Source organism: Tessaracoccus sp. MC1679 (assembly GCF_014164775.1).
GTDB lineage: Bacteria > Actinomycetota > Actinomycetes > Propionibacteriales > Propionibacteriaceae > Arachnia.
In genome coordinates this window covers 148,540-175,467 of the sequence record NZ_JACJGB010000001.1, presented here as the reverse complement: position 1 = coordinate 175,467, position 26,928 = coordinate 148,540, and the positions used below count along the sequence as shown (strand labels likewise).

At 70.1% G+C, this 26,928-nt stretch carries 23 protein-coding genes and 1 tRNA gene; 18 read left to right on the top strand and 6 right to left on the bottom strand.

The features are described from left to right. Positions 1–103 precede the first annotated feature (103 nt). The gene (locus tag H5398_RS17040) at positions 104–874 is read left to right on the top strand and encodes a DedA family protein (RefSeq protein ID WP_370586019.1); all 771 of its coding nucleotides are present in this window, start codon (positions 104–106) and stop codon (positions 872–874) included. After that, positions 871–2,961 (top strand): beta-galactosidase, encoded by a 2,091-nt coding sequence (locus H5398_RS00855; protein ID WP_182798646.1) that lies wholly within the window; start codon positions 871–873, stop codon positions 2,959–2,961. The genes H5398_RS17040 and H5398_RS00855 overlap by 4 nt, the downstream gene beginning before the upstream one ends. A gap of 6 nt (positions 2,962–2,967) precedes the next feature. Here H5398_RS00855 and H5398_RS00850 read toward each other — a convergent pair whose 3' ends face one another. The 3 genes from H5398_RS00850 to manA all read right to left on the bottom strand — a co-directional run bounded on the left by H5398_RS00850 (position 2,968) and on the right by manA (position 4,908). After that, the gene (locus H5398_RS00850; protein WP_182781712.1) at positions 2,968–3,573 is read right to left on the bottom strand and encodes a trans-aconitate 2-methyltransferase; all 606 of its coding nucleotides are present in this window, start codon (positions 3,571–3,573) and stop codon (positions 2,968–2,970) included. A gap of 38 nt (positions 3,574–3,611) precedes the next feature. Next, positions 3,612–3,687, bottom strand: a tRNA-Thr gene (locus tag H5398_RS00845). Positions 3,688–3,729: 42 nt separating this feature from the next. After that, the gene (gene manA, locus H5398_RS00840; RefSeq protein ID WP_182781713.1) at positions 3,730–4,908 is read right to left on the bottom strand and encodes a mannose-6-phosphate isomerase, class I; all 1,179 of its coding nucleotides are present in this window, start codon (positions 4,906–4,908) and stop codon (positions 3,730–3,732) included. 126 nt (positions 4,909–5,034) lie between these two features. Here manA and H5398_RS00835 point away from each other — a divergent pair, with 126 nt between their 5' ends. After that, entirely contained in the window at positions 5,035–5,310 is a 276-nt protein-coding gene (locus tag H5398_RS00835) for a DUF3263 domain-containing protein (RefSeq protein WP_182781714.1), read from the top strand. On the opposite strand, the gene H5398_RS00830 is transcribed toward H5398_RS00835, so the two are convergent. Further along, positions 5,300–5,785, bottom strand: a complete 486-nt coding sequence (locus H5398_RS00830) for a hypothetical protein (RefSeq protein ID WP_220489032.1) — start codon at positions 5,783–5,785, stop codon at positions 5,300–5,302. The genes H5398_RS00835 and H5398_RS00830 overlap by 11 nt on opposite strands. Before the next feature lie 222 nt (positions 5,786–6,007). Here H5398_RS00830 and groL point away from each other — a divergent pair, with 222 nt between their 5' ends. From groL to H5398_RS00790, 8 genes are all read left to right on the top strand, one after another. Then, complete coding sequence (gene groL, locus H5398_RS00825) at positions 6,008–7,639, top strand: chaperonin GroEL (protein ID WP_182781715.1); 1,632 nt, start codon at positions 6,008–6,010, stop codon at positions 7,637–7,639. 123 nt (positions 7,640–7,762) lie between these two features. Further along, a complete protein-coding gene (locus tag H5398_RS00820; protein ID WP_182781716.1) occupies positions 7,763–8,173 on the top strand; it encodes a phage holin family protein in 411 nt (136 codons plus the stop codon). Then, positions 8,170–9,675: a DUF3375 domain-containing protein gene (locus H5398_RS00815; RefSeq protein ID WP_182781717.1), complete on the top strand. Its 1,506-nt coding sequence runs from the start codon at positions 8,170–8,172 to the stop codon at positions 9,673–9,675. The genes H5398_RS00820 and H5398_RS00815 overlap by 4 nt, the downstream gene beginning before the upstream one ends. Next, a complete protein-coding gene (locus tag H5398_RS00810) occupies positions 9,644–10,276 on the top strand; it encodes a DUF4194 domain-containing protein (protein ID WP_182781718.1) in 633 nt (210 codons plus the stop codon). The genes H5398_RS00815 and H5398_RS00810 overlap by 32 nt, the downstream gene beginning before the upstream one ends. Next, the gene (locus H5398_RS00805) at positions 10,273–13,605 is read left to right on the top strand and encodes an SbcC/MukB-like Walker B domain-containing protein (protein WP_182798645.1); all 3,333 of its coding nucleotides are present in this window, start codon (positions 10,273–10,275) and stop codon (positions 13,603–13,605) included. Before H5398_RS00810 ends, H5398_RS00805 begins: the two co-directional genes overlap by 4 nt. Further along, the gene (locus H5398_RS17620) at positions 13,602–14,756 is read left to right on the top strand and encodes a DUF3322 domain-containing protein (RefSeq protein WP_182798644.1); all 1,155 of its coding nucleotides are present in this window, start codon (positions 13,602–13,604) and stop codon (positions 14,754–14,756) included. The genes H5398_RS00805 and H5398_RS17620 overlap by 4 nt, the downstream gene beginning before the upstream one ends. After that, positions 14,753–15,463 carry a copper homeostasis protein CutC gene (locus H5398_RS00795; RefSeq protein WP_182798643.1) on the top strand — a complete coding sequence of 237 codons (711 nt, stop codon included), beginning with the start codon at positions 14,753–14,755 and terminating at the stop codon, positions 15,461–15,463. The genes H5398_RS17620 and H5398_RS00795 overlap by 4 nt, the downstream gene beginning before the upstream one ends. Next, positions 15,456–15,962 carry an NUDIX hydrolase gene (locus H5398_RS00790; protein WP_182798642.1) on the top strand — a complete coding sequence of 169 codons (507 nt, stop codon included), beginning with the start codon at positions 15,456–15,458 and terminating at the stop codon, positions 15,960–15,962. Before H5398_RS00795 ends, H5398_RS00790 begins: the two co-directional genes overlap by 8 nt. Here H5398_RS00790 and H5398_RS00785 read toward each other — a convergent pair. Beyond that, positions 15,959–16,780: a hypothetical protein gene (locus H5398_RS00785; protein ID WP_182798641.1), complete on the bottom strand. Its 822-nt coding sequence runs from the start codon at positions 16,778–16,780 to the stop codon at positions 15,959–15,961. The two genes, H5398_RS00790 and H5398_RS00785, sit on opposite strands and share 4 nt — an antisense overlap. Before the next feature lie 174 nt (positions 16,781–16,954). On the opposite strand from H5398_RS00785, the gene nagB reads away from it, so the two are divergent. The 5 genes from nagB to H5398_RS00760 all read left to right on the top strand — a co-directional run bounded on the left by nagB (position 16,955) and on the right by H5398_RS00760 (position 24,122). Then, positions 16,955–17,746 carry a glucosamine-6-phosphate deaminase gene (gene nagB, locus H5398_RS00780; RefSeq protein ID WP_182781724.1) on the top strand — a complete coding sequence of 264 codons (792 nt, stop codon included), beginning with the start codon at positions 16,955–16,957 and terminating at the stop codon, positions 17,744–17,746. Between the two features lie 84 nt (positions 17,747–17,830). Further along, positions 17,831–18,214, top strand: a complete 384-nt coding sequence (locus tag H5398_RS00775) for a cold-shock protein (RefSeq protein ID WP_182781725.1) — start codon at positions 17,831–17,833, stop codon at positions 18,212–18,214. Positions 18,215–18,219: 5 nt separating this feature from the next. Then, entirely contained in the window at positions 18,220–18,990 is a 771-nt protein-coding gene (locus H5398_RS00770; protein ID WP_182781726.1) for a DUF3027 domain-containing protein, read from the top strand. Between the two features lie 67 nt (positions 18,991–19,057). Then, positions 19,058–20,605, top strand: coding sequence for an NCS2 family permease (locus H5398_RS00765; protein ID WP_370585677.1), 1,548 nt, complete (start codon positions 19,058–19,060; stop codon positions 20,603–20,605). A 115-nt stretch (positions 20,606–20,720) separates the two neighbouring features. Continuing rightward, positions 20,721–24,122: a pyruvate carboxylase gene (locus H5398_RS00760; RefSeq protein ID WP_182798640.1), complete on the top strand. Its 3,402-nt coding sequence runs from the start codon at positions 20,721–20,723 to the stop codon at positions 24,120–24,122. A gap of 9 nt (positions 24,123–24,131) precedes the next feature. Here the strand turns inward: H5398_RS00760 and H5398_RS00755 are convergent, their stop codons facing one another. Next, complete coding sequence (locus H5398_RS00755) at positions 24,132–24,752, bottom strand: hypothetical protein (protein WP_182798639.1); 621 nt, start codon at positions 24,750–24,752, stop codon at positions 24,132–24,134. 36 nt (positions 24,753–24,788) lie between these two features. Here H5398_RS00755 and H5398_RS00750 point away from each other — a divergent pair, with 36 nt between their 5' ends. Beyond that, positions 24,789–25,769, top strand: a complete 981-nt coding sequence (locus H5398_RS00750; RefSeq protein ID WP_182798638.1) for a hypothetical protein — start codon at positions 24,789–24,791, stop codon at positions 25,767–25,769. A 12-nt stretch (positions 25,770–25,781) separates the two neighbouring features. Continuing rightward, positions 25,782–26,915, top strand: a complete 1,134-nt coding sequence (locus H5398_RS00745; RefSeq protein ID WP_182798637.1) for an N-acetylglucosamine-6-phosphate deacetylase — start codon at positions 25,782–25,784, stop codon at positions 26,913–26,915. Positions 26,916–26,928: the final 13 nt, after the last annotated feature.

Sequence of the window (26,928 nt, the reverse complement as noted above, 5' to 3'; positions counted from 1 at the left end):
TCGAAGCCGGGGTGCAGAACTGGAACCCGCACCCGAGGGTTCCGCATCCGGTGCCGCGATGTGTGGTGAGGGCATCGGCGCCTGTCCACGTACCATTCAACGCGTGACTGATGAGCAGCGCCGCGATGACGCCGCGGTTGAACCGGGCGGCCCCGCCGGCCCGGACCAGCCCGCGCCGGAGGACGCAGAGCAGGCCTGGTGGGAGGCCGACGGCATGCCGTGGCGCAAGGAGCCCGGCCGCGACGACATCGCCTGCCTCGCCTGGTTCGGCGTGGTGGGCGTCTTCGGGTTGATCCTGCTCCCCACCCGGGCCTGGCTGTTGGCCACCGCGCCGGACTGGTTGGCGATGATCACCGGCGGCCGCACGTCCGTGGCGGCCAGCGGGGCGATCGCGTCGACGGGCGGGATGGCGCACTGGCCTGTGGTCCTGATCGTCGCCTCGATCCTCAGCCTGAAGTTCGACTGGATCTACTGGTGGGCCGGCAAGCTGTGGGGGCGCGGCATGATCGAAGTCTGGGCCGGGCAGTCCAAGCGCGCCGCACGCGGCTACGCACGCGCCGAGCGCTGGGCCGAGAAGCTGGGTCCGGTGGGTTTCCTCATCGCGTATTTTCCGATGCCGCTGCCTCTGATGCAGGTGGTGTTCGTGCTGGCCGGTGCATCGGGGATGAGCCTCCGACGGTTCCTCATCTACGACTACATCGCCTCGACGCTGTGGCTGATCGCGTTCTTCCTGACGGGCTGGCGCTTGGGTGACGCCGCGGTCGCGGTGCTCAACGCCTACGCCAGGTTCGCGGGCTACGTGGCGATCGGGCTGATCATCTTCATCTTCGTGACCACCTACCTCAAGCAGCGACGAAAGGTACGTACGTCATGACAACGCAGCCGTTCCGGCCCACCGGCGTCCGCTTCGGGGCCGCCTACTACCTCGAGTACCAGCCCACCGACGACCCGACCCGTGACCTGGACCTCATGCAGGCCGCCCACTTCACGGTCATCCGAGTGGGGGAGTCGACCTGGAGCACCTGGGAGCCGCGCAACGGCGAGTTCAATCTGGACTGGCTACAGCCCGTCCTCGACGGCGCGCACGCGCGTGGCATCGGGGTCATCCTCGGCACCCCCACCTATGCGGCCCCACCGTGGCTGGCGCACGCCTACCCCGAGATCGCCGGCGAGCCGCGCACCGGGCAGCGCCAGCCCTGGGGCGCCCGCCAGGAGATCGACATCACGCACCCCGCGTTCCTGTTCCACGCGGAGCGGGTCATCCGGAAGGTCGTCGCCCGCTACGCGGACCACCCCGCGGTGATCGGCTACCAGGTGGACAACGAGCCTGGCGTCATCCCCCTGCACAACCACGGCACGTTCGTGCGGTTCCTGGACTGGCTCAAGAAGCGCTACCACAACGTCGAACGGCTCAACGAGGAGTGGGGCCTCACCTACTGGTCTCACCGCATCAACCACTGGGTCGAGCTGTGGCGGCCCGACGGCAACGCCCAGCCGCAGTACGACCTCGCCTGGCGCACGTTCCAGAACGAGTGCACCACCGAGTTCATCGCGTGGCAGCGCGACATCGTGCGCGAGTACGCGCGGGAGGACCAGTTCGTCACCACCTGCGTGGCCTTCGACAGGCCCACCATCGACGAGGCCCAGGTGAGCGCGGGCCTGGATGTCGCGGCGGCCAACGCATACTACGCGATGCAGGACCACCTGGCGTGGGACTCGGAGCTTGAGCGCCCCGAGCCGTGGGTGCGCACCGGCGTGCACGGGCTGCTCGAGCTGGCGGACCGCTCCTACGGGCTGCAGCAGCGCCGGTTCCTCGTCACCGAGACCAACGCCCAGGCGATCCAGTGGGCCTCGGCCAACTATCCCGCCTACCCGGGCCAGCTCATCCAGGCCGGGCTCGCGCTCGTGGCCCGCGGCGCGGCGATGGTGGAGTACTGGCACTGGCACACCCTCCACTTCGGCACCGAGACCTACTGGGGCGGCGTCCTGCCCCACTCGCAGGTGCCCGGACGCGTCTACCGCGAGGTGGCGGAGCTGGGCGGCATCCTGTCGGTGGTGGGGGAGCACCTCGACAGTTACGTGCCGGACGCCGAGGTGGCCATCCTGTGGGACACGGCCACCAAGCAGCACTACGAGTTCACGCCGCCGCTGAACGACGACGGTGGCACGCCGCGCCGGACGGCCTACCACGACATCGTCGGCGCGTTCCAACGCGGCGCCGTCGTCGCCGGGGCCCAGGTGCGGTTCCTCAACACCGAGCAGTTCCGGGCCATGTCGGCGGCGGACCTGGTGGAGCAGTACCCGGTGCTGGTGGCCGCGTCGCAGTTCGTGGCGAGCGGTCATGACCTGGCGCGGATGGCGCGTTACGCGGAGATGGGCGGCGCGCTCGTCGTCGGGCCGCGTACCGGCTACGGAGACCTGGAGGCCCGCGCCCGGCTGGCCGTGGCGCCGTACCGGCTTCGAGAGGCCGCGGGCCTCACCTATGAGGAGTTCTCGAACCTCGACGCGCCGCTTCCGCTGGTAGCCGAGGGGATGGCGCTGTCCGAGGGTGCCAGCGGCACGCTGTGGCTGGACGGCTACCTGCCCACTGACGCCGAGGTGCTCGCACGCTACGACCACCGCCGGTTCGGCGAGTTCGCGGCCGTGACCCGCCGTCGGCACGGCGAGGGACAGGTGGTGTGCGTGGGCACGGTGCCCAACCCGGCCCTCGCCGCGGACGTCTTCCGGCTGCTCGTCGCGTCGCCCGTCTCGGCAGCCTGGGTGCGAGACGCGTCGGTCTCCGTCATGTCCGGACGCTCCGACGGGCGGCGGATCTGGTTCCTGCACAACTGGAGCGACGAACCCGCCGCCGCGACAGTCCCGTCCCCGGTGGTTGACCTGGTCAGCGGGGCCAGGCACGCCGCAGACCAGAGCCTCGCACTCGGCCCCTGGTCCTGCCTGGTGCTGGCCGATCCGGCCTGAGTGGGGTCAGGCCCTGGAGCAGAGCGCGACGAGGAAGTCCGACCGCTCCGTGAAGGGCCGCAGGTCCCACGTGGACAGCGCGACGTCCAGCCGTAGCCCGGCGGCATCGACGTCGGCGAAGAAGTCCGCGAACTCGTAGCCGCGGCCCCCGCCGAAGCCGATGATCGCGCGTCCCTCCGGTGCCAGGTGCGTGCCGAAGCGGCGGAGCACCTCCACGCGCGTCGACGGCGCCAGGAAGCCCATCACGTTGCCGGCGGCGATGATGACGTCGAAGTCCGCCTCGACGCCCGCGGCCGGGAGATCCAGCTCGGCGAGGTCACCGACCACCCAGGTGGGTCCGGGGTGGTCCGTCTCCGCGGCCTCGATGAGGGCTGGGTCCACGTCCACGCCCACCACCACGTGGCCCAGCGCGCTCAGGCGGCCACCGACGCGCCCGGGGCCGCAGCCGGCATCCAGGATGCGGGACCCGCGCGGCACCATGGCGTCGACCGTCCGGACCTCCCCGGCCAGGTCATGGCCGGCCGCTTCCATGATCTTGAAGCGCTCGATGTAGCGCTGGGAGTGATCAGGGTCTGCCGCGATGATGCGCGCCCACTTGCTGGGTTCAGTCATGGGGTCATTCTTGTCCCGAGTGCCCCCGGGTCACAAAGTGGAGCCTCCTGAGGGAGTCGAACCCTCGACCACTCGCTTACAAGGCGAGAGCTCTGGCCGCTGAGCTAAGGAGGCAGGCGCCCCTATTCTGCCGTGAGGGGTGGGTGTCCGCGCAAGCTAGGCCCCCGACGCGGCGACGAACAGCTGGCCCTTGCCGGTGACCGTCACCTGTTCGTCGGCGGGGATGAACACGGCGTCTCCAGACTCGACGCGCTGCGGCTCCCCGTCGCCGTGGAGGGTGAACGCGCCTGAGGTGGCCAGCGCGATCCGGCCCGAATCCGGACGGGGGAGCGCCAGGGCGCCCTCGTCACACGGGGCCAGCAGCCACAGCTCGAACTCAGGGAACGACGTGGGGTAGAGGTAGATGCCGTCGCCCCCGGCCGGCACCAGGATCTCCGGGACCATCGGCTCGAAGCCCACCACCTGCAGCAGTCCATCGACGTCGATGTGCTTGGCGGTGAGGCCGCCGCGCATCACGTTGTCCGAGTTGGCCATGATCTCCACGCCGGTGCCGCGCAGGTAGGCGTGCATCACGCCGGCCTCGAGGGCCACGGCCTCGCCGGGCTGCAGCGCGAAGCGGTTCATCAGCAGCGCCGCCAGGATGCCCGGATCACCGGGGAAGTGCTCGTCCAGCTCGACCGCGGTGCGGGCGAACTCGCCCAGGCTCGCCGGCGCGTGCAGGCGTTCGACCGCGGCCGCGAGCACCACATCCACGAGATAGCGCCGCTCGGCCAGCGACAGCACGTCGAGGAACACCTCCTGCAGCGCCGGTGCGTCGCGGCGGTCCCGCAACGGCCCGATGACTGAGGCGAGCTCGTCGGCCACCCCGAGGCCCTCGAAGAGGCCTGCGGTTTCCACGGGATCCCGGAAGCCCAGCAGGCCCTCGAAGGGGGTGAGGGCCACGATGGCCTCCGGCTTGGGCCAGTCGTCCTTGAAGGAGCGCACCGGATCCGCGGGATGGAGACCCTGGAGGGATTCGCGCGCGTAGCCCACCTCGGCCTGCTCGCGCGACGGGTGCGCCTGCAGGCTGAGCGGCGAGGACGCGGACAGGATCTTCAACAGGAACGGCAGGCGGGCCCCGAACTGCGTCTCGGTGGCGCTCCCCAGGACGTGCGGCTCGTCCTGGACGAGATCCGCGAGCGCCCGCCCGTCGTCGAGGAACGCGTGCCCGCCCGGGTGGGTGCCCAGCCAGTACTCGGCCCACGGGCGCCCATCCGGGTCCCTACGGAGGATCGCGGGGATCTCGGTATGGCTTCCCCAGGCGAAGTGCTGGACGTGGCCGGTGAGTCGGCGCATGGCGATGGAGTCCTTGAGGTGTGGGGGCCAGGGTGCCCTCGACTGTACCGCGCACGCTGGGTCGACGGGGTGCCCAGCGGTCGCCGGCTAATGACACTGATGTGATTCGGGTTTAGACTGGGCGCCATGTCTGAAGCCTTCACCGTCAGCGCACCGGCCGAGTTGTCGGACCGTGACGCCGCGATCCTGGACTTCGAGGACCGATGGTTCACCTCGGCGGTGCCGAAGGAGCAGGCCATCATGGAGCACTTCAACCTGTCGTCGGCCCGCTACTACCAGCACCTCAACGTGCTCATCGACACCCCCGAGGCCTTGGCCTATCGGCCGCTCCTGGTGAAGCGTCTGCGCCGGATGCGCGGCCAGCGTCACGCCGCCCGCTCGGCCCGCCGGCTCAACGGCTGATCAGCCTCCGCAGCCCCAGCCTCAGCGGCATCGGCGGATTGCTGCGGTAGCCACCCTTGAGCAGGTCCGCCTGTACCTCGAAGTGATTGGCGCTGGCCCGGTCTCCGGTGCGCACCATGGACCACGCCACCGCCATCGCGTAGAGCGGCAGGAACGGCAGCCCCAGGCAGTAGGCGTACTGCCAGGCGTGGCCGTCCTCGTGCTCCATCAGCGTGGGCGTCGAGGCCTCCACCTCCTCCAGGCTCCGACGGGGCACCAGCACCACCGACCCGATCGTCATGGCGCCGGCGTTGGTGATCGGCAGCCGCACCCGGTCCGCGACGATCAGATGGTCGCGGAGACGGAGCCGGGACCGACCCGCCAGCGCGACGACGAGGCCGAGCGGGGTGGACAGGTTGGCCAGGTTGGCGGCGTTGCGGAGGAGCCGCGGCAGATCAGTCGTCGGCCGCCGCTGTCGTCGAGAGCTGCGCGTCACAGGCCGAGCCTAACCTCCACTTCCGGCGACGAGAGCGCCTCGCAGCCACGAAATTCTTTGCACTCTCTTGTGTCGAGTGCTAATAATGGGGTTAGCACTCTCACGCTTTGAGTGCTACCGAACTGTGGTGAGGCTTAGCCGTCCGTCGCGGGCACCGCGGTTCACCCGACACTGCACACTCGGGGCTCCGGCCCCACTTGACGGGAGGACTCCCGAAACACCATGGCAAAGCTGATTGAGTTCAATGAGGAAGCGCGCCGCGCCCTCGAGCGTGGCATGAACACGCTGGCCGACGCGGTCAAGGTGACGCTCGGCCCCAAGGGTCGCAACGTCGTCCTGGAGAAGAAGTGGGGCGCCCCCACGATCACCAACGATGGCGTGTCCATCGCCAAGGAGATCGAGCTGGAGGACCCGTACGAGCGCATCGGCGCCGAGCTGGTCAAGGAGGTCGCCAAGAAGACTGACGACGTCGCCGGCGACGGCACCACCACCGCCACCGTCGTGGCACAGGCGATGGTCCGCGAGGGCCTCCGCAACGTCTCGGCCGGGGCGAACCCGATGAGCCTGAAGAAGGGCATCGAGACCGCTGTGGCCGCCATCGTCGCTGAGCTGGCCAACATGGCCATCGACGTCGAGACCAAGGAGCAGATCGCCGCAACGGCCTCGATCTCCGCCGCCGACGCCACCGTTGGCGAGATCATCGCCGAGGCGATGGACAAGGTCGGCAAGGAGGGCGTGATCACGGTCGAGGAGTCCAACACCTTCGGCCTGGACCTTGAGCTCACCGAGGGCATGCGCTTCGACAAGGGCTACATCTCGCCCTACTTCGTCACCGACGCCGAGCGCATGGAAGCCACCCTGGATGATCCCTACATCCTGCTCGCCAACTCCAAGATCTCCTCGCTGAAGGACCTCCTGCCGGTCCTGGAGAAGGTCATGCAGTCCGGCAAGCCCCTGCTGGTCATCGCCGAGGACGTCGAGGGTGAGGCCCTCGCAGGCCTGATCGTCAACAAGATCCGCGGCACCTTCAAGTCCATCGCGGTCAAGGCCCCCGGCTTCGGAGACCGCCGCAAGGCCATGCTGACCGACATCGCCATCCTCACCGGCGCCGAGGTCATCAGCGAGGAGGTCGGCCTGTCCCTGGACGCCGTCACCCTGGATCTCCTGGGCTCGGCGCGTTCCGTGCTGGTCACCAAGGACGAGTGCACGATCATCGAGGGCGCCGGCGAGTCCGCGCAGATCGAGGGTCGCGTCACGCAGATCCGTCGCGAGATCGAGAACTCCGATTCCGAGTACGACCGTGAGAAGCTGCAGGAGCGCCTCGCCAAGCTGGCCGGCGGCGTTGCCGTCATCAAGGTCGGCGCGGCCACCGAGGTGGAGCTCAAGGAGCGCAAGCACCGCATCGAGGACGCCGTCCGCAACGCGAAGGCCGCCGTCGAGGAGGGCATCGTGCCTGGTGGTGGCGTCGCGCTGCTGCAGGCGTCGAAGTCCGCCAAGGTCGAGGGCCTTGAGGGCGACGAGGCTGTCGGCGCGCAGATCGTCTTCAAGGCGGCCTCGGCCCCACTGAAGCAGATCGCGTTCAACGCCGGGCTCGAGGGCGGCGTGGTGGCTGAGAAGGTCGCACACCTGCCCGTGGGTCAGGGCCTCGACGCGGCCACCGGCGAATACGTCGACATGGTCGCGGCCGGCATCATCGACCCGGCCAAGGTCACCCGCTCGGCGCTGCAGAACGCGGCGTCCATCGCGGCGCTGTTCCTCACCACCGAGGCGGTCATCGCCGACAAGCCGGAGAAGGCCCCCGCGGGCGGCGCCGGCGGCGGCATGGACGAGATGGGCGGCATGGGCGGCTTCTGAGCCAACCCGTCGCACAGACATACCAGGAGGGCGGTCCCGTTTCGGGGCCGCCCTCCTGTGCTGCCCACTAGACTCGTCGGCGTGTCGACGGCGGGTCCGCCGCGACCTGTCGGAAGGGCCATCATGCTTCGATTCCTCGCGTCGACGGCGCTGCACCTGCTGGGCAACGCCGTGGGGCTCCTGGTTGCCTCGCTCGTCCTCGAGGGGTTCCACCTCCAGCCGCTCGGGTTCGTCTTCAGCGTGGTGTTCTTCACGGCCATCGAGGTGCTCCTCGGACCCTTCGTCCTCAAGATGGCCGTCACGCACATGCCCGCGCTGCGGGGCGGTATCGCGTTGGTGACCACCTTCGTCGGGCTGTTCCTCACCACGCTGTTCACCGGCGGTCTCCGGATCGAGGGGGTGACCACCTGGGTGCTGGCGCCGCTGATCGTGTGGGTGTCCGTGCTTCTCGCAGCCATCCTGCTGCCCATGGTGCTGTTCAAGAAGGTACTGGCCGAGCGGTCGGAGCAGAAGGCGGCCCGACCCGTCGTGTGATCACGAGCATCGAGATGGTGGGCGTAGCGGCCGGCGCGACCGGCGCCAGGCGGGCGGCGGAGACCGCCAGCATGAAGCTTGTGCGCGCTGAACTCATGCCAGTGGTGGTCGCCATCCTCGTCAGCAGGTTCGGCGATCGACGCTCGCTCGCCTACGGCGAGTTCATCACCCAGGTGGCCGAGGACCTCGACGAACTGCGCGACATCGGCTTTACCCTCCCTCGCACCGCGCAGGAGTATGTGGGGGACTGGATCCGCGACGGGTACCTCATCCGGCGGCCCACCGCGGCTCGCGAAGAGTCCGTCGAGCTGTCCCGCGGCGCCGCGGACGCGGTGCGTTTCGTCGGGGCGGTGGAGCAGCCTCACTCGGCCGTGACGTCGTCGCGCCTCAGCACCGTGACCGGGCTGCTGGGCGCGCTGGCGGCCGAGTCGGACACAGACCCGGCTACCCGGCTCGAGGCGCTGCACGCCAGGCGGGCTGAGCTGGACGACGAGATTCGCCGCATCGAGTCCGGCGAGATCCCTGTGCTCGACGACGCACTGGCCCGGGAGCGTCTTCAGGAGATCCTGCGCCTTGCCGGTGAGGTGCCCGGTGACTTCGCGAAGGTGGCCGACGATCTTGAGGCTCTCAACTCCTCCCTGAGGGAGCAGATCATCAACAACGAGGGCGCCCGCGGCGGCGTACTCGACGAGGTTTTCGCGGGCGTGGACCTGATCGAGAATTCCGAGGCCGGGCGAACCTTCGGCGCGTTCCACGAACTCCTCCTGGACCCTGTGTTGTCGGACACCTTCCATCGCGCCGTCGACGCGGTGCTCGAGCGCCCCTTCACCCTGGAGTTGCCGGCAGCCGACGCGGCCTTCCTGCGCCAGTTCCTCGTCGTCCTGCAGCGGGAGAGCGCCCAGGTGCGCCAAAGCCTGACCGACTTCTCGCGGAGCCTTCGACGATTCGTCGAGACCCAGGAGTATCGCGAACACAAGCGGCTGGCTGACGCGCTGTCCCGCGCGGAGCAGGTGGTGCTGCGCGTGATGGCGCGCGTGCACCCCACCACGGAGATCGGCCGAGACCTGGACCTCACCTCGATGTCCCTCTCGTCCATCGGAAGCTGGACACTGGAGAACCCGGCGGACATGCGCGCCACCGCAGATGTCCTCCGCGGGGAGGTGCTCGAGCTGGACCTGGAGCGGCTGAAGGCCTTGGTGAGGCTCACCGAGATCGACTTCTCAGAGCTCCAGCACAACGTGGCCGACACCCTCGACGCGCTCCCCGCGCCCACCGTCGGCGACGTGCTTGCCCGCCACCCCGCGACCCAGGGCCTGGCCACCGTCGTCGGGCTCCTCCTGCTGGCCGAGCAGCAGGCCTCGAGGGCACCTGGTTCCGAGCCGTGGACGTGGACCTCGCAGGCGGGCTCCCCACGAACTGTCAGTGCTCCGCGCTACGTTTTCACACAAGTACCGCCAGAGTGGAGTGCCCATGACGTTGCAGCCGGCCCCGCGGCGCGCTGATGAGGTTGTCGACGAGTTCGATGACGCTCCCGTCGAGCCGCCCGTGGATCACGGCGAGCTGGATCCGGCCACGCGCCGAGTCCTGCTGAGCCTCATCCGTGGCCCGTACCTGCGCGCAGATGAGCAGACGAAGGTGTGGTCCGCGCTGGTGCGTCACGAGGCCGTGGTGCGGACCCGGCTGGCGGACCTCTACCTTGATCTGGTGCTGGACCTGGACGCCGGGGTGGCGTTTGTGCGCAACCTCGAGATCGACGATGCGCCCAAGGTGGTGCGCGCACACCGACTGACCGTTCTCGACACTGCCCTGGTGCTGTTTCTGCGCCGGCGGCTGCTCGCCGGTCAGGGCTCGGCCAGCCGCACCTTCGTGGGGCGCGATGAGATCGAGGACCAGCTGCGCTCCTACCAGCGGCTCGTCGCCACGGACAAGAAGGGCTTCGCGGACCGCATCACGGCCTCGATCAACAAGATGACGAAGAACTCGGTGCTCCTGACAGCGGGCACGGAGGACCGGTGGGAGATCTCTCCGGTCCTGGCGCTGGTCTTCGGCTCCGACGAGGTGGCCGCGGTCACCGCAGACCTCTCCAGGCTGGTGGAATCGTGAGTCAGCATCGCCTGCGGCGCGTGCAGGTGGTCAACTGGGGCACCTTCGGCGGCGAATGGAGTTTCGCTGTGCCGTGGAAGGGCATGCTGCTGACTGGCCCGTCGGGCGCGGGCAAGTCCTCGCTGCTGGACGCGATGGCCGCCCTGCTGGTGCCGCCGGGCCGGATGCGGTTCAACGCCGCCGCCCAAGGCACCGACACGGGGGACCGTGAGCGAAGCCTCCTCACCTACGTCCGCGGCGCCCACAAGCGCGAGACGGACGAGGAGACCGGCGAAGTGGGCACGGCGTTCCTCCGCAGGGGCCCCACCTGGAGCGCTGTCGCGCTCACGTACGCGGACTCGGCCGGCACGGTCTCCACCCTGGTGCGCCTGTTTCACATCCGCGCCTCATCCACGGATGCACGGGACCTCAAGAGCATGTACATCCTGGCGCCCGAGCCGGTGGACGTCCTCACGCTCAAGAGCTACGTCGAGAACGGGATCGAGAACCGTCGGGTGAGCGCCGCGTTCCCGCACTGGGACTGCTACAGCGCAGACGCCTACACCGCCTTCTCGACGAAGTTCAGGCGGGTGCTGGGGATGGGCAGCCAGCAGGCTCAGATCCTGCTGCACAAAACCCAGTCGGCGAAGAACCTCACCAACCTGGACAACCTCTTCCGGGATTTCATGCTGGACCTCCCCGAGACGTTCAAGTTGAGCGACGCCACCGTCGAACAGTTTGAGGAGCTTCGGCTCGCGCACGCCTCGGTGGTGGATGCCCGCCGCCAGGTGGAGACACTGACCCCGTTGCGGGCCGTCGACGCCCAGCTGCGTGCGTTGGATGCTGAGCGGACGGCGCTGGCCGCTGAGGAGGAGTACCTGGGCACCTGGGTCCTGGTGCGGAGGCTGACGGGCGCCCGGGCTGAGTTGGATCGCGAGGCGCCGGTTCTGGAGAGGCTCGCTGCCGAGGTGCGGATCGCCGAAACCGCCCTCGATGAGGCAGCCGACGACGTGCGCCGCACCGAACGCGCCGTTGAGCAGTCCGGCGGCGCCCGGGTGGGGGCGTTGGAGGAGCTGCGCACGGCCCTGCAGAGCAGCCGCGACCAGCGGAACTCCCGCGCCGAGGAGTATGCGGCCGCCGCCGCTGAGCTCGGACTCGCGTTCCCCGGCGACGCCGTCGAGGCCGTCTCCTTCGGTGGGCGGCTCCAGGAGCGCGCCAGCGGACTCGCCGCAGACCGCGCCCGCCAGCGTGCCGGGCAGTTCGACGTCCTGACCCGCAAGGGAGACCTGGTGCGGAAGCGCGACGGTCTCGACGAGGAGCTGACCGCGCTCAGGCGCCACCGCTCCAACCTCGATGCCCGCCTCCTGCACGTGCGGGAGCGGCTCGCCGGTCTACTGCACGTCGAAGAGACGCGGCTGCCCTTCGTCGGCGAACTGATCCAGGTGAAGGCGGATGAGGCGGGGTGGACCGGGGCCATCGAGCGAGTGCTGGGATCTCTGGCGCGTACCCTCGTCATACCCGAGCAGCACTATCTCGCGGCCGCGGAGTTCATCGACGGCGAGTTCCTCGGTACCCGGCTCGTGTACGAGCGGGTCCGGGCCGCGGAGCCGGTTGCTGCGGAGGTCAGCGCCCCCGGCGGATCGCTGGTGGCGAAGGTGGACATCGCGGAGGGTCCGTTCGCGGGCTGGCTGGCGGATCGGCTGATGCGCCGCTACGACTACGCGTGCGTGCCGAGCCCGGCAGGGTTCGCCGGGGTGGAGCGGGCGGTCACCCGCCAGGGCCAGGTCAAGCACTCCGCGGCTCTCCACGAGAAGGACGATCGCCGCAGAGTCGAGGACCGCTCCCGCTGGGTGCTCGGATTCTCGACGGAGGCGAAGGAGGCAGAGCTCGTCGAGCGGCTTGGCGTGGCAGAGCGTGAGCTGGCCGAGGTGGAGCAGCGCCTCACGGAACTCGACGAGGGGGAGCGGCGGCTGCGCGGTCTGGAGGCTGCGCTCGGTCGGTTGGCCGGTTTCGCGTGGGACTCGGTGGACGCGGCACCGGTGGAGGCACAGCTCAGGAGTGTCGAGCGGGAGCTGGACCAGTTGCGCGAGTCGCACAGCGATCTGCGCCAGCGTGAGGCCGAGCGGGACCGCGCCCTTGCCGCGCACAGCCGGGCCGAGCAGGACCGGCGGAGGCTGGTTGGGCGGCACGACGAGAAGGCCTTGGTCGTGGCGCGGCTCCTCAGCAGCATCGAGCGTTGGCAGGCCGACATCGACGGGGCCCCCACGGTGCCGGAGGGGGTGTCCGCGGCTCTGGACTCGAGGCTCCTGCGCCTGGCGGTGCCCGAGGAGAGGGCCGAGGTCGCGATGCGGGCTGAGTTCCGAGACGTGGCCGAGGCCATTCAGCGGCGCACGGCGAAGGCGGAGCGTGCGGCCGCCACGGCCATGGCGGAGTACGGCCGTGGCTGGCAGAACCAGGCGGCGGACTGGGGAGACACCGTCGACTACCTCCCGGAGTACCTGCAGCGCCTCGAGGACCTCGAGTCGGACCGGCTTCCCGAGTTCGAGGAGCGGTTCTTCTCGCTGCTGCAGAGCCAGGCGCGCAACAACGTCAGCCAACTGGCCATGATGATCAGGGGGGCCAGGCGGGAGATCCGCAGCCGCGTTGACGAGGTGAACAAGTCGCTGCTGATGACGGCGTTCTCACCCACGGGGTTTCTGCAGATCGAAGTGCGGGACAGGTCCCTGCCGGATGTGGACACCTTCCTGGCCACGCTCAACGCGATCACGTCCGGGTCGGTGATGGACTCTGTGGCCGCCGGTTCACCCCAGGAGCGAGAGGCGGCCGAGGCCCGGTTCGTCCTTATGCAGGGCCTGCTCCAGCGGCTGGGATCGGCCGATGCCGCTGACAGGGCGTGGCGTGAGCGGTGCCTGGACACGCGCCAGCACGTCGCCTTCCAGGCGCGGGTGATGGACGCCGACGGTGTTCAGCTGGACGTGTTCACAGGCTCGGGCGGCAGGTCCGGCGGTGAACGGCAGAAGCTCGTCACCTTCTGCCTCGCGGCCGCGCTGCGGTTCCAGCTCGCCCCGCCGGGAAGGACCGAGCCCACCTACGCGCTCGTAGTCATCGACGAAGCCTTCGACAAGGCGGACCACACCTTCACCCAGGCCGGCCTGGAGGTGTTCCGCTCCTTCGGCTTCCAGCTGCTCCTCGCCACCCCGATGAAGATGCTGCAGACCATCGACGACTATGTCGGCGGCGTCGTCATGGTCACCAACGAGCCGGGCCGAGGCTCCGCGCTGCAGGAGCTGCATTACGACGTCGACGCCCCGATCGCGGGCTCGGAGGGCGCCCAGGAGGTCCTGCTGTGAGAACGGTCACGGACCTCCAGGGCTGGGCGGTCCGCCGATGGCGCACACACTGGCCGGACTGGCTCGCGAACCCCGACTCATCCCGGTTGTCGTGGCCGCTGCACCCGCCCACTGAGCGCGAGCTCGCGGCGGACCCCGACGGGATCGCCCGCGAGGTGGCCCACTGGGCCGCCGTCGAGCAGACGCCGGGGCTGGTCGTGGAGTGGGTCGAGCGCCGGTCGGGGACTTTTGGGCGCCAACGGCTCCCGGCCAGGGTGACGGCAGAGCCCGCAGCGATGGCGTCGCTGGCCGGTGAGCGCCAGACCTGGGCGCGGGCAGCCGAGGCAGTGGGCATGCTGCGCCGCGCGTGGCCGGACCGGGACCTGACGGCATCGGTGCGGGAAGCCGCCAAGAGCCTTGGGAAGCTTGGCGAAGAGGATGTGACCAGGCTGCTGGCGGTGCTCGGCTGGCTGGAGGCGCACCCGGAATCAGGACTGTGGGAACGTGAACTGCCGGTGACCGGCATCGACTCCAAATGGCTCGAACGGCATCGGGGGCTGGTGGACGCGCTCCACGAGGGGATCGTCGGTGGCGCGGCCGGGCTCCGCAGGCACAGACCCGTGTTCCGCGTCCGGTACCTGGACTCCACTCTCACCGACGGCCCGCGAGAGTTCGCCGTCGGAATCTCAGGGATGGCGTCCCTGACGGCCGCGGGCCGCGTGCTGCTGGTGGAGAACCTCACCTCGCTGCTGGCGCTGCCCGACCTACCAGGCACCGTCGCGGTGCACGGCATGGGCTTTTCGGCGCCGTCACTGGCCCACGTGCCGTGGATCGGTGGCGCGGACGAGGTCTGGTACTGGGGTGACGTGGACACCTACGGCCTGCTCATTCTCGGCCAGGTGAGGGCTGCCCTGCCGAGCGTCCGCTCGGTCCTCATGGACCCCGCGACCCTGCAGGCGCACGGCCAGTGGGCGGGGACCGAGCCCAGCCCGTTCCGCGGTGAGATCGGCTTCCTCACCGCCGACGAACACCGAACGCTCTCCGCACTCCGCGACGGAGACCTGCGCCTCGAACAGGAGCGCATCCCGCGCGCGCACGCCCACGCCGCCCTGCGCTCCGCGCTGCGCGCCTCCGCACGCCAGAGGCCCGGCGTTGGCAAGATGGCCACATGAATCTGCTGGAGGTCATCGCACTGCACGCGGCAGACGCCGAGCGGGCCGAGGCCGGCGGTGCGGACCGGATCGAGCTGCTCGGCACCATGGACGACGACGGGCTCTCCCCGGAGCCGCGAGCAGTCGAGAAGGTGCGCCGCGCCACGTCGATCCAGATCCGGCCCATGGTGCGTCTCCGCGCGGGCTTCGGCACCGACGGCGGCGAGGTCACCCGGCTGAAGGGCCTGATCGCCGGCTACCTGGACGCCGGCGCCGACGGGGTGGTGCTGGGCTTCCTCAATGGCCTCAACCGGATCGACAAGGAAGTGGTCAGCGAGCTCGTCGGCGACGGCGCGTTCCCGTGGACCTTTCATCGCGCCATCGACCACTGCCTGGACCCCGATCGCGCCTGGGCCGACCTGCGCACGCTTGCCCGCCTGGACCAGGTCCTCACCGCCGGGTCCGCCCGCGGTGTCGAGCACGGACTCGACGACCTGGTGCGCAGGGCCCGCGCTGATGCGGACGTGGCCCGCCTCATCATGGCCGGCGGCGGGCTGACCCCCGAGCACGTGCCGTGGCTGGTCCGGGCCGGCGTCAGATCCTTCCACATCGGCTCCCCGGCCCGCCCGGGACGCTCCTTCAAGGCATACGTCGACTCGGAGCTGGTGGCCAGCTGGCGCGACCTCATTGACGACGAGGTGGCCCACACCAGGCATCCCCATGGGTGATCGCCCGGTCCATCGCCGGCTGGCCGCGCGCGTGATCGTGCTCGCTGAGGATCAGGTGCTCCTCATGGGCGACGTGGACCCAGGGGTTCCCGGCTCCCGATTCTGGCAGGCGCCGGGCGGGGGAGTGGAGGCCCGCGAAAGGATCCGTTCCGCTGCGGCGCGTGAGCTCGACGAGGAGACCGGCCTGGTCGTCGACGAGCGCGCGCTCCTCGGCCCCGTCGCGGTGCGGCGCCTGTTCCGTGGCTACTCGGACCGCATCCTGGTTCAGGACGAGACGTTCTTCCTCTACCGCACGCAGTGGTTCGAGCCGGTGGCTGCGGGCCTCACGGAGCGCGAACGCTCCCGCCACGTGGCCACGCGGTGGTTTCCCCTCGACGACCTGCCCGAGAACACCTGGCCGCCGCAGATCGCGGCCCTGGCGCGATGGGACGGGCCGGAACCCGTGGAGCTGGGTGACGTGGAGGAGTCGACGGTGCCGATCGAAGCCGGGGACCTCTAGGCGCGCAGGGCGCCGACGACGAACACGATCGTGAACACCAGCGAGGCGAGCATTCCCACCAGCGAGTCTCTGCCGAGGGTGTCCATGAGCAGCTGCCAGCCAAGCGTGGCCAGGCCGATCGCCAGCGCCGAGCGGCCCGCGCGGCCGGTGAGCGCCTCGGTGCGCATCCCGAGTCCTCCGGCGGCCGTCAGCACGAACGGCGACAACGACGGCAGCACGAAGCCGAGGAAGCACAGCCCGCCGGCGATGAAGGCCAACTGCTTCTGCGCGGCCAGTGGGCGTTGAGGCGGGCCGACGGGTGGGGGCGGCGGATACCCAGTGGGGGTCGGGTAGCCGGTGGGCGTCGGGGCCGGGTATGGCGCGGGTGGCTGTGCGCGCCTGGGGGCCGCCTCCGCGAGGGGTTGGGGAACAGCCGGGGGCGGCGAGGGCGCCAACTCGCCCGGCGGCGGGAGCCTTGGGCCGGTGGGCGGCGGCAATTGGTCCCCCATGGCGCTCGCCCATTCCCGCCCTAGGGGCTGGGGTGCGGAGGTGACGATGGGGTCGCGCGGGTCCCGCTTCACCGCGACACCCGGGCCCGGCGTCAGCGCGGACGCCGCGACGGCGAAGGAGTCCCGAGGGTCCCTGGCCTGCTTCGGGCCGCTGGACAGTTGTGCGAGTGGAGCCTGGGGGGCCGCGTCGAATCCCGAGGGCGCCGCGATCGGGCCGGGCGTGGCGGACTTCCACTGGTCCCCGGAGGGCAGTGGCTCGACGCGGGGGGTGGCGAAGCCCTCGGGCCGCTCCGTGGGCGCGTAGGCCGCGCCGTCCTTCCAACTCGCCATGCCCCCATGCTACCGACGCCTCCGGCACCTGACGCGGGCAGGCGACTGCGCACTCAAGATGCTCATGTTCCGCTCATGTGATCAGAAAACGCGCGTTCTGGCTGGCCCGGGCCTACTGTCATCGTGACGCGCTGCCAGACCTGGCTGCGCACGGTTGAGGCGGAGGTCCGGAAGATGGAAGTGGTGCTGTGCGCGGATGCGCAGGCCGTGGGTGAGCTGGCGGCGGACCGGGTGACCCAGTATCTGCAGGGAATCCCCACCCCGGTGCTCGGCCTGGCCACGGGCAGCTCGCCGCTGCGCCTCTACGAGGAGCTGGCCCGCCGCGTCCAGGCCGGGACGCTCGACGTGTCGCACGGCCTCGGGTTCGCGCTGGACGAGTACGTGGGCATCGACCCCGGGCACCCCGAGAGCTACCGCAGCGTGATCACCCGCACCGTCGTCGAGCCTCTGCGGATGGACCCCGCCAGGGTGAGCGTGCCCGACGGCACCGCGACAGACCTGCAGGCGGCGGCGGACCGCTACGACGCGGCCATCGCGGCTGTCGGGGGCGTCGACGTCCAGATCCTCGGCATCGGCACCAACGGGCACATCGGCTTCAACGAGCCCTTCTCGTCGTTCGCCTCCCGCACGCGGATCAAGACGCTCACTCCCGAGACCCGCCGCGACAATGCCCGCTTCTTCGACGCCACCGAACAGGTCCCGTCGCACTGCGTCACCCAGGGCCTGGGTACCATCATGGAGGCCCGCGTGGCGCTCATGGTGGTCACCGGAGAGCACAAGGCGGCAGCTGTCGCGGCGATGGTCGAGGGCCCCGTCGCGGCCTCCTGCCCGGCCTCGATCCTGCAGTTCCATCCGCGGGCGGTGATTATCGTCGACGAGGCGGCTGGGTCCAGGCTGAGGAACGCCGGGTACTTCCGGGAGATCGCCGAAACAGAGCGCACGCTCCCCGGTCTCGGCGGGCGCTGACGCGGCTGCGGCTCCATTGGGGTTCGGCGCTCCGGAGCGGATAGACTGCGCGTTCTGACTACTCCTAGTGCAAGTGAGGGCGACGTGCCTACCGGTAAAGTGCGATTCTTCGACGCTGAGAAGGGCTTTGGGTTCATCACCAAGGACGACGGCGGCGATGTCTACGTGCGCTCCAATGCGCTTCCCGCCGGCGTCGAGGCGCTCAAGGCGGGGCAGCGCGTCGAGTTCGGCGTGATCGAGGGCCGCAAGGGCGAGCAGGCGCTGAGCCTGCGGGTGCTGGAGCTGCCGCCGTCGCTGTCCAAGGCCTCCCGCAAGGACCCGGAGCAGATGGCGGTGATCGTCGAGGACCTGATCAAGATGCTCGACGGCATCGGTAACGACTATCGCCATCGCAGGCACCCGGACACCAAGCACGCCACGCGCGTGGCCGAACTGCTGCGCCGCGTCGCCGACGAACTGGAGCTGTAAGACAGATGCCCAAGCCCAAGCTTGATGTCGTGGCGGCCTCGGCCGTGGATCTGGCCCGCGCCGCCGCCGTCGAGGTGGGCGGCGGGGACTCGGTCGGCGAGCACCTCGGCGTGCTGGCGGAGGACGGCGACAGGGTGGTCACCCACTCGTTCGAGAGCCTCCACCCCGGCTACCGGGACTGGCATTGGGCGGTCACGCTTGTGAGGGCCTCGCGCGCCAAGGAGGCCACCGTCAACGAGGTGGTGCTGCTGCCGCTGCCCGGTGCCCTCCAGGCGCCGGCGTGGGTGCCGTGGGCCGATCGGATCGGGCCTGGGGACATCACCCCCGGCACGCTGATGCCCACCCCCGACGATGATCCGAGGCTCGAGCCCGGCTTCGCTGCCACGGACCTGCCCGCGGACGCGGACACCTCCGAATGGGTGCAGCTGCGCACCACTGTGGCCGAGCTCGGCCTGGGCCGCCCGCGGGTGCTCAGCAGGTTCGGCCGCGACGAGGCGGCTGAACGCTGGCTCGAAGGCCCGCCCGGGCCCGACGACGAGGGCTCCCGAGAGGCGCCCGCCCCGTGCATGACCTGCGGCTACTTCGTCGCGCTCCGAGGCTCACTGGGCACGCTGTTCGGGGCCTGCACCAACCAGTACTCGCCCTGGGACGCGCACGTGGTGTCGTTGGAGCACGGCTGCGGAGGGCACTCGGACGTCGTGGACGCCGAGCGCGCCAGGGAGCTGCCGGCCCCGTCGTTCGACACCATCACCATCGACGAGAACCTGTTCGACTGAGCCTGGCACCGCCCACAACCCGGGGCTGGTGCTGACGCGGCGCCGCGAGGCCGTACGATAACCGTCCGTGGTTACCAATACTCCCAAGGCAGCACGGCTGCACCCAGAAACCGAGCCCCCGCGATCCGGCCTCGACGGATTCTTCGAGATCACCAAGCGCCACTCCACCGTCGGTCGGGAGATCCGCGGCGGCCTGGTGACGTTCTTCGCGATGGCCTACATCATCGCCCTCAACCCACTCATCATCGGCACCGCCGTCGACAAGAGCGGCAACCTCATCTCGGGGCAGCCGAAGTTCACCGACGCCGCCATGACGGTGGTCAACGACGCGGCGGTCGGCCAGTCGATCGGCATGGTCGCGGCGGCCACGGCGCTGATCGCGGGCCTCCTCACGCTCGCGATGGGTGTCATCGGCCGGTTCCCGATGGGCCTGGCCACCGGCCTGGGCCTCAATGCGCTGGTCGCCTACGTCCTGGCGCCCCAGATGACCTGGCCGCAGGCCATGGGTCTGGTGGTGTGGGAGGGCATCCTCATCTTCATCCTGGTGTTGACCGGCTTCCGCACGGCGGTCTTCAAGGCCATCCCACGGACGCTGCGCACGGCCATCTCCGTCGGCATCGGCCTGTTCATCGCCTTCGTCGGCCTGATCAACGCCGGCATCGTGCGCAAGCCCGCCGGCGCGCCCCCCGTCGAGCTAGGCATCAACGGCTCGCTCATGGGCTGGCCCATCGCCGTGTTCTTCCTCGGCATCATGGTGCTCATCGCGCTGCACGTGCTGAACGTCAAGGGCGCGATGCTCATCTCCATCCTCGTGGCGACGGTCGCCGCGGTGATCATCGAGGCCATCGCGAAGATCGGGCCGCAGTTCACCGCTGACGGACTCAACCCCGTCGGGTGGTCGCTCAACGTGCCGCAGCTCTCCAACCTCGCCCTGCTGCCGGACCTGGGCCTGATCGGCCGCGTCGACATGATCGGCGCCTTCTTCCCCGAGGGCGAGTTCTCGATCACCAACTTCCTCGCGCTGGCCATCCTCGTGTTCTCCCTGTTGCTGGCCGACTTCTTCGACACCATGGGCACCGTCGTGGCCGTGGGCAGCGAGGGTGGGCTGCTGGACGAGCACGGCATGCCGCCGCGCACCACCGAGATCCTGCTCGTGGACTCCGTGGCCGCCGCGGCCGGTGGCTTGGGCTCCGTGTCGTCGAACACCTGCTACATCGAGTCGACGGCTGGCGTCGGCGAGGGTGCCCGCACGGGCCTCGCGTCGGTGGTGACCGGCGCTGCCTTCCTGGCGGCGATCTTCCTGGCGCCGCTGATCAACATGGTGCCCTCCGAGGCCGCCGCACCGGTCCTCGTCTTCGTCGGGTTCCTCATGATCGCCCAGGTGGTGGACGTGGACTGGAACGACGCCGAGGTGGGCATCCCCGCGTTCCTGACCATCATCCTGATGCCGTTCTCCTACTCGATCACCACGGGCATCGGCGCCGGCTTCCTCGCCTACGTGTTCATCAAGCTCGTCAAGGGGCACGCCAAGCAGGTGCACCCGCTGATGTACGTGGTGGCGGCGCTGTTCGTCATCTACTTCATCCAAGGCGCCCTCATCGGCCTGATCAACTGAGCCCAACCTCCCGGCCCACGCGGCCGCGACACAGCCCATCGGGATCCGTCAAGCAACCACGGATGGCGATGGAAGCGTCAGTGTCGCGTCCGCGTGGGCCGGTAGTCTGTCGCCCATGTTCCAGAAGGTATTGGTAGCCAATCGAGGCGAGATCGCCGTCCGCGCCTTCCGCGCGGCCTACGAACTCGGCTTCCGCACCGTCGCCGTCTTCCCGTACGAGGATCGCAACGCGGACCACCGGATCAAGGCGCAGGAGTCCTACCTCATCGGGGAGGAGGGCCATCCGGTCCGCGCCTACCTGGACATCGACGAGATCATCCGCGCGGCCAAGGAGTCCGGCTCGGACGCCATCTACCCCGGATACGGCTTCCTCTCGGAGAACCCGGACCTCGCCTCGGCCTGCGCGGCCAACGGCATCACGTTCATCGGCCCCTCCGCCGACGTATTGACGCTGGCCGGCAACAAGGTGCGCGCCATCACCGAGGCGCGCCGCGTGGGCGTCCCCACCCTCGCCTCCTGCCCGCCGTCCACGGACACCGACGAGCTGATCAAGGCCGCCGAGGAGATCGGATTCCCGGTCTTCGTCAAGGCGGTCGCCGGCGGCGGGGGCCGCGGGATGCGCCGCGTGGACGACCCCTCCAGGCTGGCCGACGAACTGGGCGCGGCCATGCGCGAGGCCGAGGCCGCGTTCGGAGACGCCACCGTCTTCATCGAGCAGGCCGTCGCGGCACCGCGACACATCGAGGTCCAGATCCTGGCAGATACCCAGGGCAACGTGGTGCACCTCTTCGAGCGGGACTGCTCCATCCAGCGCCGGCACCAGAAGGTGATCGAGATCGCGCCCGCGCCCCACATCTCGCAGGAGCTGCGCGACGCTCTCACTGCGGACGCGGTGAAGTTCGCTCGTGCCATCAACTACACGTGCGCCGGCACCGTCGAGTTCCTCGTGGAGACCGAGGGCGAGCGCGCCGGGCGTCACGTGTTCATCGAGATGAACCCACGCATCCAGGTGGAGCACACCGTCACCGAGGAGATCACCGACGTCGATCTGGTGCAGGCGCAGATGCGCATCGCCGCCGGCGAGTCCCTGGATGAGATCGGCGTACGCCAGGACGAGCTGCAGATCCGGGGGGCCGCGCTCCAGTGCCGCATCACCACCGAGGACCCGCAGAACTCGTTCCGCCCCGATACCGGCCTCATCACCGCCTACCGCTCCGCTTCAGGGGCCGGCATCCGGCTCGACGGCGGCACCACTGGGACCGGTGTCGAGATCAGCCCCCACTTCGATTCGCTGCTGGTCAAGCTCACCGCCCGGGGCCGCGACTTCCCTATGGCCGTCGCGCGCGCCCGCCGGGCGCTGGCGGAGTTCCGCGTCCGTGGCGTGGCCACCAACATCCCCTTCCTGCGCGCCGTCCTGGATGATCCGGACTTCGCAGAGGGCGCTGTCACGACGGCTTTCATCGACCAGCGGCCCTATCTCCTCCACGCGCGCACCCCGGCGGACCGGGCCACGAAGCTGCTGCGGCACCTCGCCGAGGTGACGGTCAACCGGCCCAACGGCGAGGCGCCCACCACGCTCGAGCCGCTGACGAAGCTGCCGAAGGTGGACCTCGCCACCCCCGCGCCCGACGGCGCCCGCCAGCGGTTGCTGGCGCTGGGCGCCGAGGGCTTCGCTCGGGAACTGCGCGAGGCGGTGCCCGTGCGGATCACCGACACCACCTACCGCGACGCCCACCAGTCGCTGCTGGCCACCCGGGTGCGCACGCGGGACCTGCTCGCCGTCGCCCCCACCCAGGCGCGGCTGCTGCCGCAGATGTTCTCGGTGGAGTGCTGGGGTGGGGCCACCTACGATGTGGCGCTGCGGTTCCTCGGTGAGGACCCGTGGGAGCGCCTCGCCACGCTCCGCGAGGCCATGCCCAACCAGAACCTGCAGATGCTGCTGCGCGGCCGCAACACCGTCGGCTACACCCCGTACCCCACGGAGGTGACCAATGCCTTCGTCGCGGAGGCGGCCGCCACGGGCGTGGACATCTTCCGGATCTTCGACGCCCTCAACGACGTCGAGCAGATGCGCCCGGCGATCGAGGCCGTGCGCGGCACCCCGTCGGTGGCGGAGGTGGCGCTCTGCTACACCTCCAACCTCCTGGACCCGGCCGAGAAGATCTACACGCTGGACTACTACCTGCGGCTGGCCGAGCAGATCGTCGACGCCGGCGCGCACATCATCGCCATCAAGGACATGGCCGGCCTGCTGCGTCCCGAGGCGGCCCGCCGGCTCGTCACAGCGCTGCGTGACCGGTTCGACCTGCCCGTCCACCTGCACACCCACGACACCACCGGCGGCCAGCTCGCCACGCTGATGGCGGCCATCGACGCCGGCGTCGACGCGGTGGACGTGGCCAACTCGGCGATGAGCTCGACGACGTCGCAGCCCCCGATGTCCGCACTGGTGGCGGCGCTGGACCAGACCGAGCGCCAGTCCGAGCTGGACCCACAGGCTGTGCTGGACCTGGAGCCGTACTGGGAGGCGGTGCGCAAGATGTACCGGCCGTTCGAGTCCGGGCTTCCCGCCCCGACGGGCCGCGTGTACAGCCACGAGATCCCCGGGGGGCAGCTGTCCAACCTTCGCCAGCAGGCGATCGCGCTGGGCCTGGGGGAGAAGTTCGAGGCCATCGAGGACATGTACGAGGCGGCCGACAAGATCCTCGGCCGGCCCACGAAGGTCACCCCGTCGTCGAAGGTGGTGGGAGACCTCGCCCTGCATCTGGTGGCGGTGGGCGCGGAGGCCGCCGCATTCGAGGCGGACCCGCAACGCTTCGACATCCCGGACTCGGTGATCGGATTCCTCAACGGCGAGCTGGGCGAGCCCGCCGGCGGCTGGCCCGAGCCGTTCCGGAGCAAGGCAATCGAGGGCCGCCGCACGCCAGCGCGCGTGACCGAGGTGGCCGACGACGACCTCGCCCTCCTCGCCCAGCCCGGCCGCACCCGTCAGGAGACCCTCAACCGGCTCCTGTTCCCCGGCCCCACGAAGGAGTTCCAGCAGCAGCGTGAGGACTTCGGGGACATCTCCGTGCTGCCCACCGTGCCGTACCTGTACGGCATGGAGCGGGGCAAGGAGTACCCCATCACGCTGGAGAAGGGCGTCACGCTGCTGGTGGGCATCGAGGCGATCTCGGAGCCGGACAAGCGCGGCAAGCGGAGCGTGATGTGCCTGCTCAACGGACAGATCCGCCCGGTGCGGGTGCGCGACCTGAAGATCAAGTCCGAGGTGGCGACGGCGGAGCGCGCCGATTCGAAGAACAAGGGCCATGTCGCGGCGCCGTTCAGCGGTGCAGTCACGCCGACGGCCGATGAGGGCGCGAGGGTCGCGGTGGGGGATCAGGTGGCCACCATCGAGGCCATGAAGATGGAGGCCGCCATCAACGCCCCCGTCGCGGGCGTGGTCAAGCGAGTCGTCCTGACCGGCACCACGCAGCTCGAGGGCGGCGACCTGGTGCTGGTGATCGATCCCGAATGATCGGCGGGGCTAGGCGGTGGTTCCCACCACCACCACGTCGAGGTGCGGCTGCCCTGAGGCAACGGTGAGTACCTCGATGAGGGGGGTGAGGAACCTCCGGTCCTCGTCGGTCAGCTCGGGGTGGTCGAACGCCGCGCGCAACCCGGCCAGTGTCTCGACGGCGTGCACGTGCTTGGCGTAGCCGGCAACCTGTCCCGGCTGGATGCGCAGGGCGATGCCCAGGTCGCGGTCCGCGAGGCTGCGCAGCGAGTAGTCGCTGTTGAGCCCGGCCCGGGCGAGGTTCCATTCGGTGCGCTCGAAGGCGGCCTCGTCCCAGACCACCCTCCTGGTGGCGGCGGCCAACTCCTCCAGCCACGCGATCAGCACCCGCCACGACGGGGCCACCCGGTCCGGGGCGATGTAGGCGCCGTCGAGCAGCGCGTCCACGTCCGCGCTCGAGGGCGCGGCGGGATCGACGGCCGTGGAGGGGTCGCGGCGAAGGAGGGGACGCAGCCAGCTGCGGTGTGCGGGGGCGGGGCGGGCAAAGTAAGCGGCCGCCGAGGCCCGAAGCCGTTCGGCGAGGGCGGGGGAGGCGCCGAAGATGTCGCGCACATCGTCGATGGCGATGGCGCACGCGACGAGCTGTTGCATGCATCCAACGGTAACCGTGGGCGTACCATCGGCACAGTGAATCCGAGAACTCGCCGCATCATCGTCACGGGCGTCCTGGTGGCGCTTGTTCTCATCGCGGTGATCGGCGCCATCCTGCCTGCCTGGGCCGAGGACGTCGAGCCGCCGGAGGGTTCCACGCCGGTGGTGGGCATGGCCTACGGCTCGGGCTCGTCGACGCTGTGGCTGGCCGGTCCGTCGGCCGACGACGGGGTGGTCGTGTCCGCGGAGGACGGCAGGGAGATCTCGTTCGGGGGTGACCCTGAATCGGTCCAGGCGCTCGCCTGGCGGGGAGACCGGTTGTGGGTGGGCGACATCGGTGATCCGGACGCGTCCCGTGACTTCGTGGTGGTGTTCCGGCTCAGTGAGCTGACCGAGTCGCGGCTGACCTACTTCGCCTACGACTTCGTCTACGAGGACGGACCGCACGACGCGCAGGCCATGATGATCTCGGGCCGCGGCCGCATCTACATCGCCACCGCAGGGGCGGACCCCGGCATCTACCGCGCCGAGCTCGAACCGTCGCGTCAGGAGATGAACACCTTGACCCGCGTCGTCGACGCTCCGGAGGGAGTCACGGACGGGGTGTTCCTCTCCGACGGCACCACCCTGGCGCTCCGAACGGGCGTGGGCATTGAGTACATCGACGCGCTGACGTGGGAGCCGTTGGCCACCGACACCATCATCGGGGCCCCTGAGGGCGAGTCGCTTGCAGTGGGGCCGGATGACCAGATCTTCGTCGGCGGCAACCCTCTGATCCGCGAGGTCGAGGTTCCGTCGTCGGACGTCACCACGACGGTCGCGCCCCCGGTGGATCCATCGGCATCGGCATCCCCCTCGCCGGACGCCTCGGCGTCCGCGTCGCCGTCGGCCAGCGCCGAGGCGGAGGTTCCCGGGCCGGAGTCGGCCCCGGCGCGCACCGGCACGACGATCGCGCTGCTGCTCGCCGGCCTCGTCGCCCTGATCGCCGGCGCGGTGACCTTCCTCGTCCGCACCTGATTGGATGAGGCCATGGCCCATCAGCTCACCGTCGCCCATGCCGTCACTCCGGAAGGGGTGGTGGAGAACGCCACGATCCTGATCGAGGGCGGGCGCATCGTGTCCGTCCAGCCAGGCGGGGGAGGGGGCCGGCTGTGGGCGGTGCCGGGGTTCGTCGACACCCACTGCCACGGCGCTGTCGGCGTCAGCTTCGGCGACCCGGACCCGGCCCGCAACCTCGAGGCCATCGCGCACCACCGGACGCACGGCACCACCACGATGTTCGCCAGCACCGTCACCGAGCCGTTGGAGAAGCTGGAGGCGCAGTTGGCGGTCCTCCGCGCCCTGCATGATGCGGGCGATCTCGCGGGCATCCACCTCGAGGGCCCGTTCCTGGCCCCGGAGCGCAAGGGCGCCCACGACGAGGCGCTCCTGCGGGTCCCGGACCCGGCCTCGGTCGAACGGCTCATCGCCGCGGGCGGCCCGGCGCTGCGGATGATCACCCTCGCCGTGGAGCTCGAGCATGCCGAGGCCGCGACCCGTCGCTTCACGGAGGCGGGTGTGGCGGTGGCGTTCGGGCACTCCGACGCGGACGACATCCGGACCGCGGAGTCCATCGAGTGGGGCGCCACCGTCGCCACCCACCTGTTCTCAGCGATGCGCTCGATCCACCACCGCGACCCCGGCCCGGTGCCGGTCCTGCTGGCCGACCAGCGCGTGATGGTGGAGCTGATCTGCGACGGTGTCCACCACAAGCCCGTGATCGCCGCGATGAGCATCGACGCCGCGACACCCCGCCGCGTCGCCCTGGTCACCGACGCCATGAGCGCCACCGGCAAGGGCGACGGGCGCTACATCCTGGGTGAGCTCGAGGTGGAGGTCTCCGACGGCACCGCGCGGCTGGTCACCGCCGACGGAGCACCCGGCGCGATCGCGGGCTCGACCTTGACGATGGACAAGGCGTTCGAGTTCGTGGTGCAGGAGGTGGGGGTGAGTATCCCCGACGCGGCCCTGATGGCGGCCACCACGCCCGCGGCCTGGCACCGGCTCGACGACGTGGGCCGCCTCGCGCCCGGCCGCCTGGCCGACGTCTGCCTCGTCGACGACGATGGGCGCCTGCACGCCGTGATGCGTCGCGGCGAATGGGTGGTCCCGCCTCGGCCCTGATGCACCCACCCCG

What these genes read in the sequence shown, in the direction of transcription:
- H5398_RS00855 (WP_182798646.1), top strand. Translation starts at nt 871, where the DNA reads ATGACAACGCAGCCGTTCCGGCCCACCGGCGTCCGCTTCGGGGCCGCC.
- H5398_RS00760 (WP_182798640.1), top strand. Translation starts at nt 20,721, where the DNA reads ATGTTCCAGAAGGTATTGGTAGCCAATCGAGGCGAGATCGCCGTCCGC.
- H5398_RS00755 (WP_182798639.1), bottom strand. Translation starts at nt 24,752, where the DNA reads ATGCAACAGCTCGTCGCGTGCGCCATCGCCATCGACGATGTGCGCGAC.
- nagB (WP_182781724.1), top strand. Translation starts at nt 16,955, where the DNA reads ATGGAAGTGGTGCTGTGCGCGGATGCGCAGGCCGTGGGTGAGCTGGCG.
- H5398_RS00790 (WP_182798642.1), top strand. Translation starts at nt 15,456, where the DNA reads ATGGGTGATCGCCCGGTCCATCGCCGGCTGGCCGCGCGCGTGATCGTG.
- H5398_RS00795 (WP_182798643.1), top strand. Translation starts at nt 14,753, where the DNA reads ATGAATCTGCTGGAGGTCATCGCACTGCACGCGGCAGACGCCGAGCGG.
- H5398_RS00785 (WP_182798641.1), bottom strand. Translation starts at nt 16,780, where the DNA reads ATGGCGAGTTGGAAGGACGGCGCGGCCTACGCGCCCACGGAGCGGCCC.
- H5398_RS00810 (WP_182781718.1), top strand. Translation starts at nt 9,644, where the DNA reads ATGACGTTGCAGCCGGCCCCGCGGCGCGCTGATGAGGTTGTCGACGAG.
- H5398_RS00850 (WP_182781712.1), bottom strand. Translation starts at nt 3,573, where the DNA reads ATGACTGAACCCAGCAAGTGGGCGCGCATCATCGCGGCAGACCCTGAT.
- H5398_RS00820 (WP_182781716.1), top strand. Translation starts at nt 7,763, where the DNA reads ATGCTTCGATTCCTCGCGTCGACGGCGCTGCACCTGCTGGGCAACGCC.
- H5398_RS00745 (WP_182798637.1), top strand. Translation starts at nt 25,782, where the DNA reads ATGGCCCATCAGCTCACCGTCGCCCATGCCGTCACTCCGGAAGGGGTG.
- H5398_RS00835 (WP_182781714.1), top strand. Translation starts at nt 5,035, where the DNA reads ATGTCTGAAGCCTTCACCGTCAGCGCACCGGCCGAGTTGTCGGACCGT.
- groL (WP_182781715.1), top strand. Translation starts at nt 6,008, where the DNA reads ATGGCAAAGCTGATTGAGTTCAATGAGGAAGCGCGCCGCGCCCTCGAG.
- H5398_RS00770 (WP_182781726.1), top strand. Translation starts at nt 18,220, where the DNA reads ATGCCCAAGCCCAAGCTTGATGTCGTGGCGGCCTCGGCCGTGGATCTG.
- manA (WP_182781713.1), bottom strand. Translation starts at nt 4,908, where the DNA reads ATGCGCCGACTCACCGGCCACGTCCAGCACTTCGCCTGGGGAAGCCAT.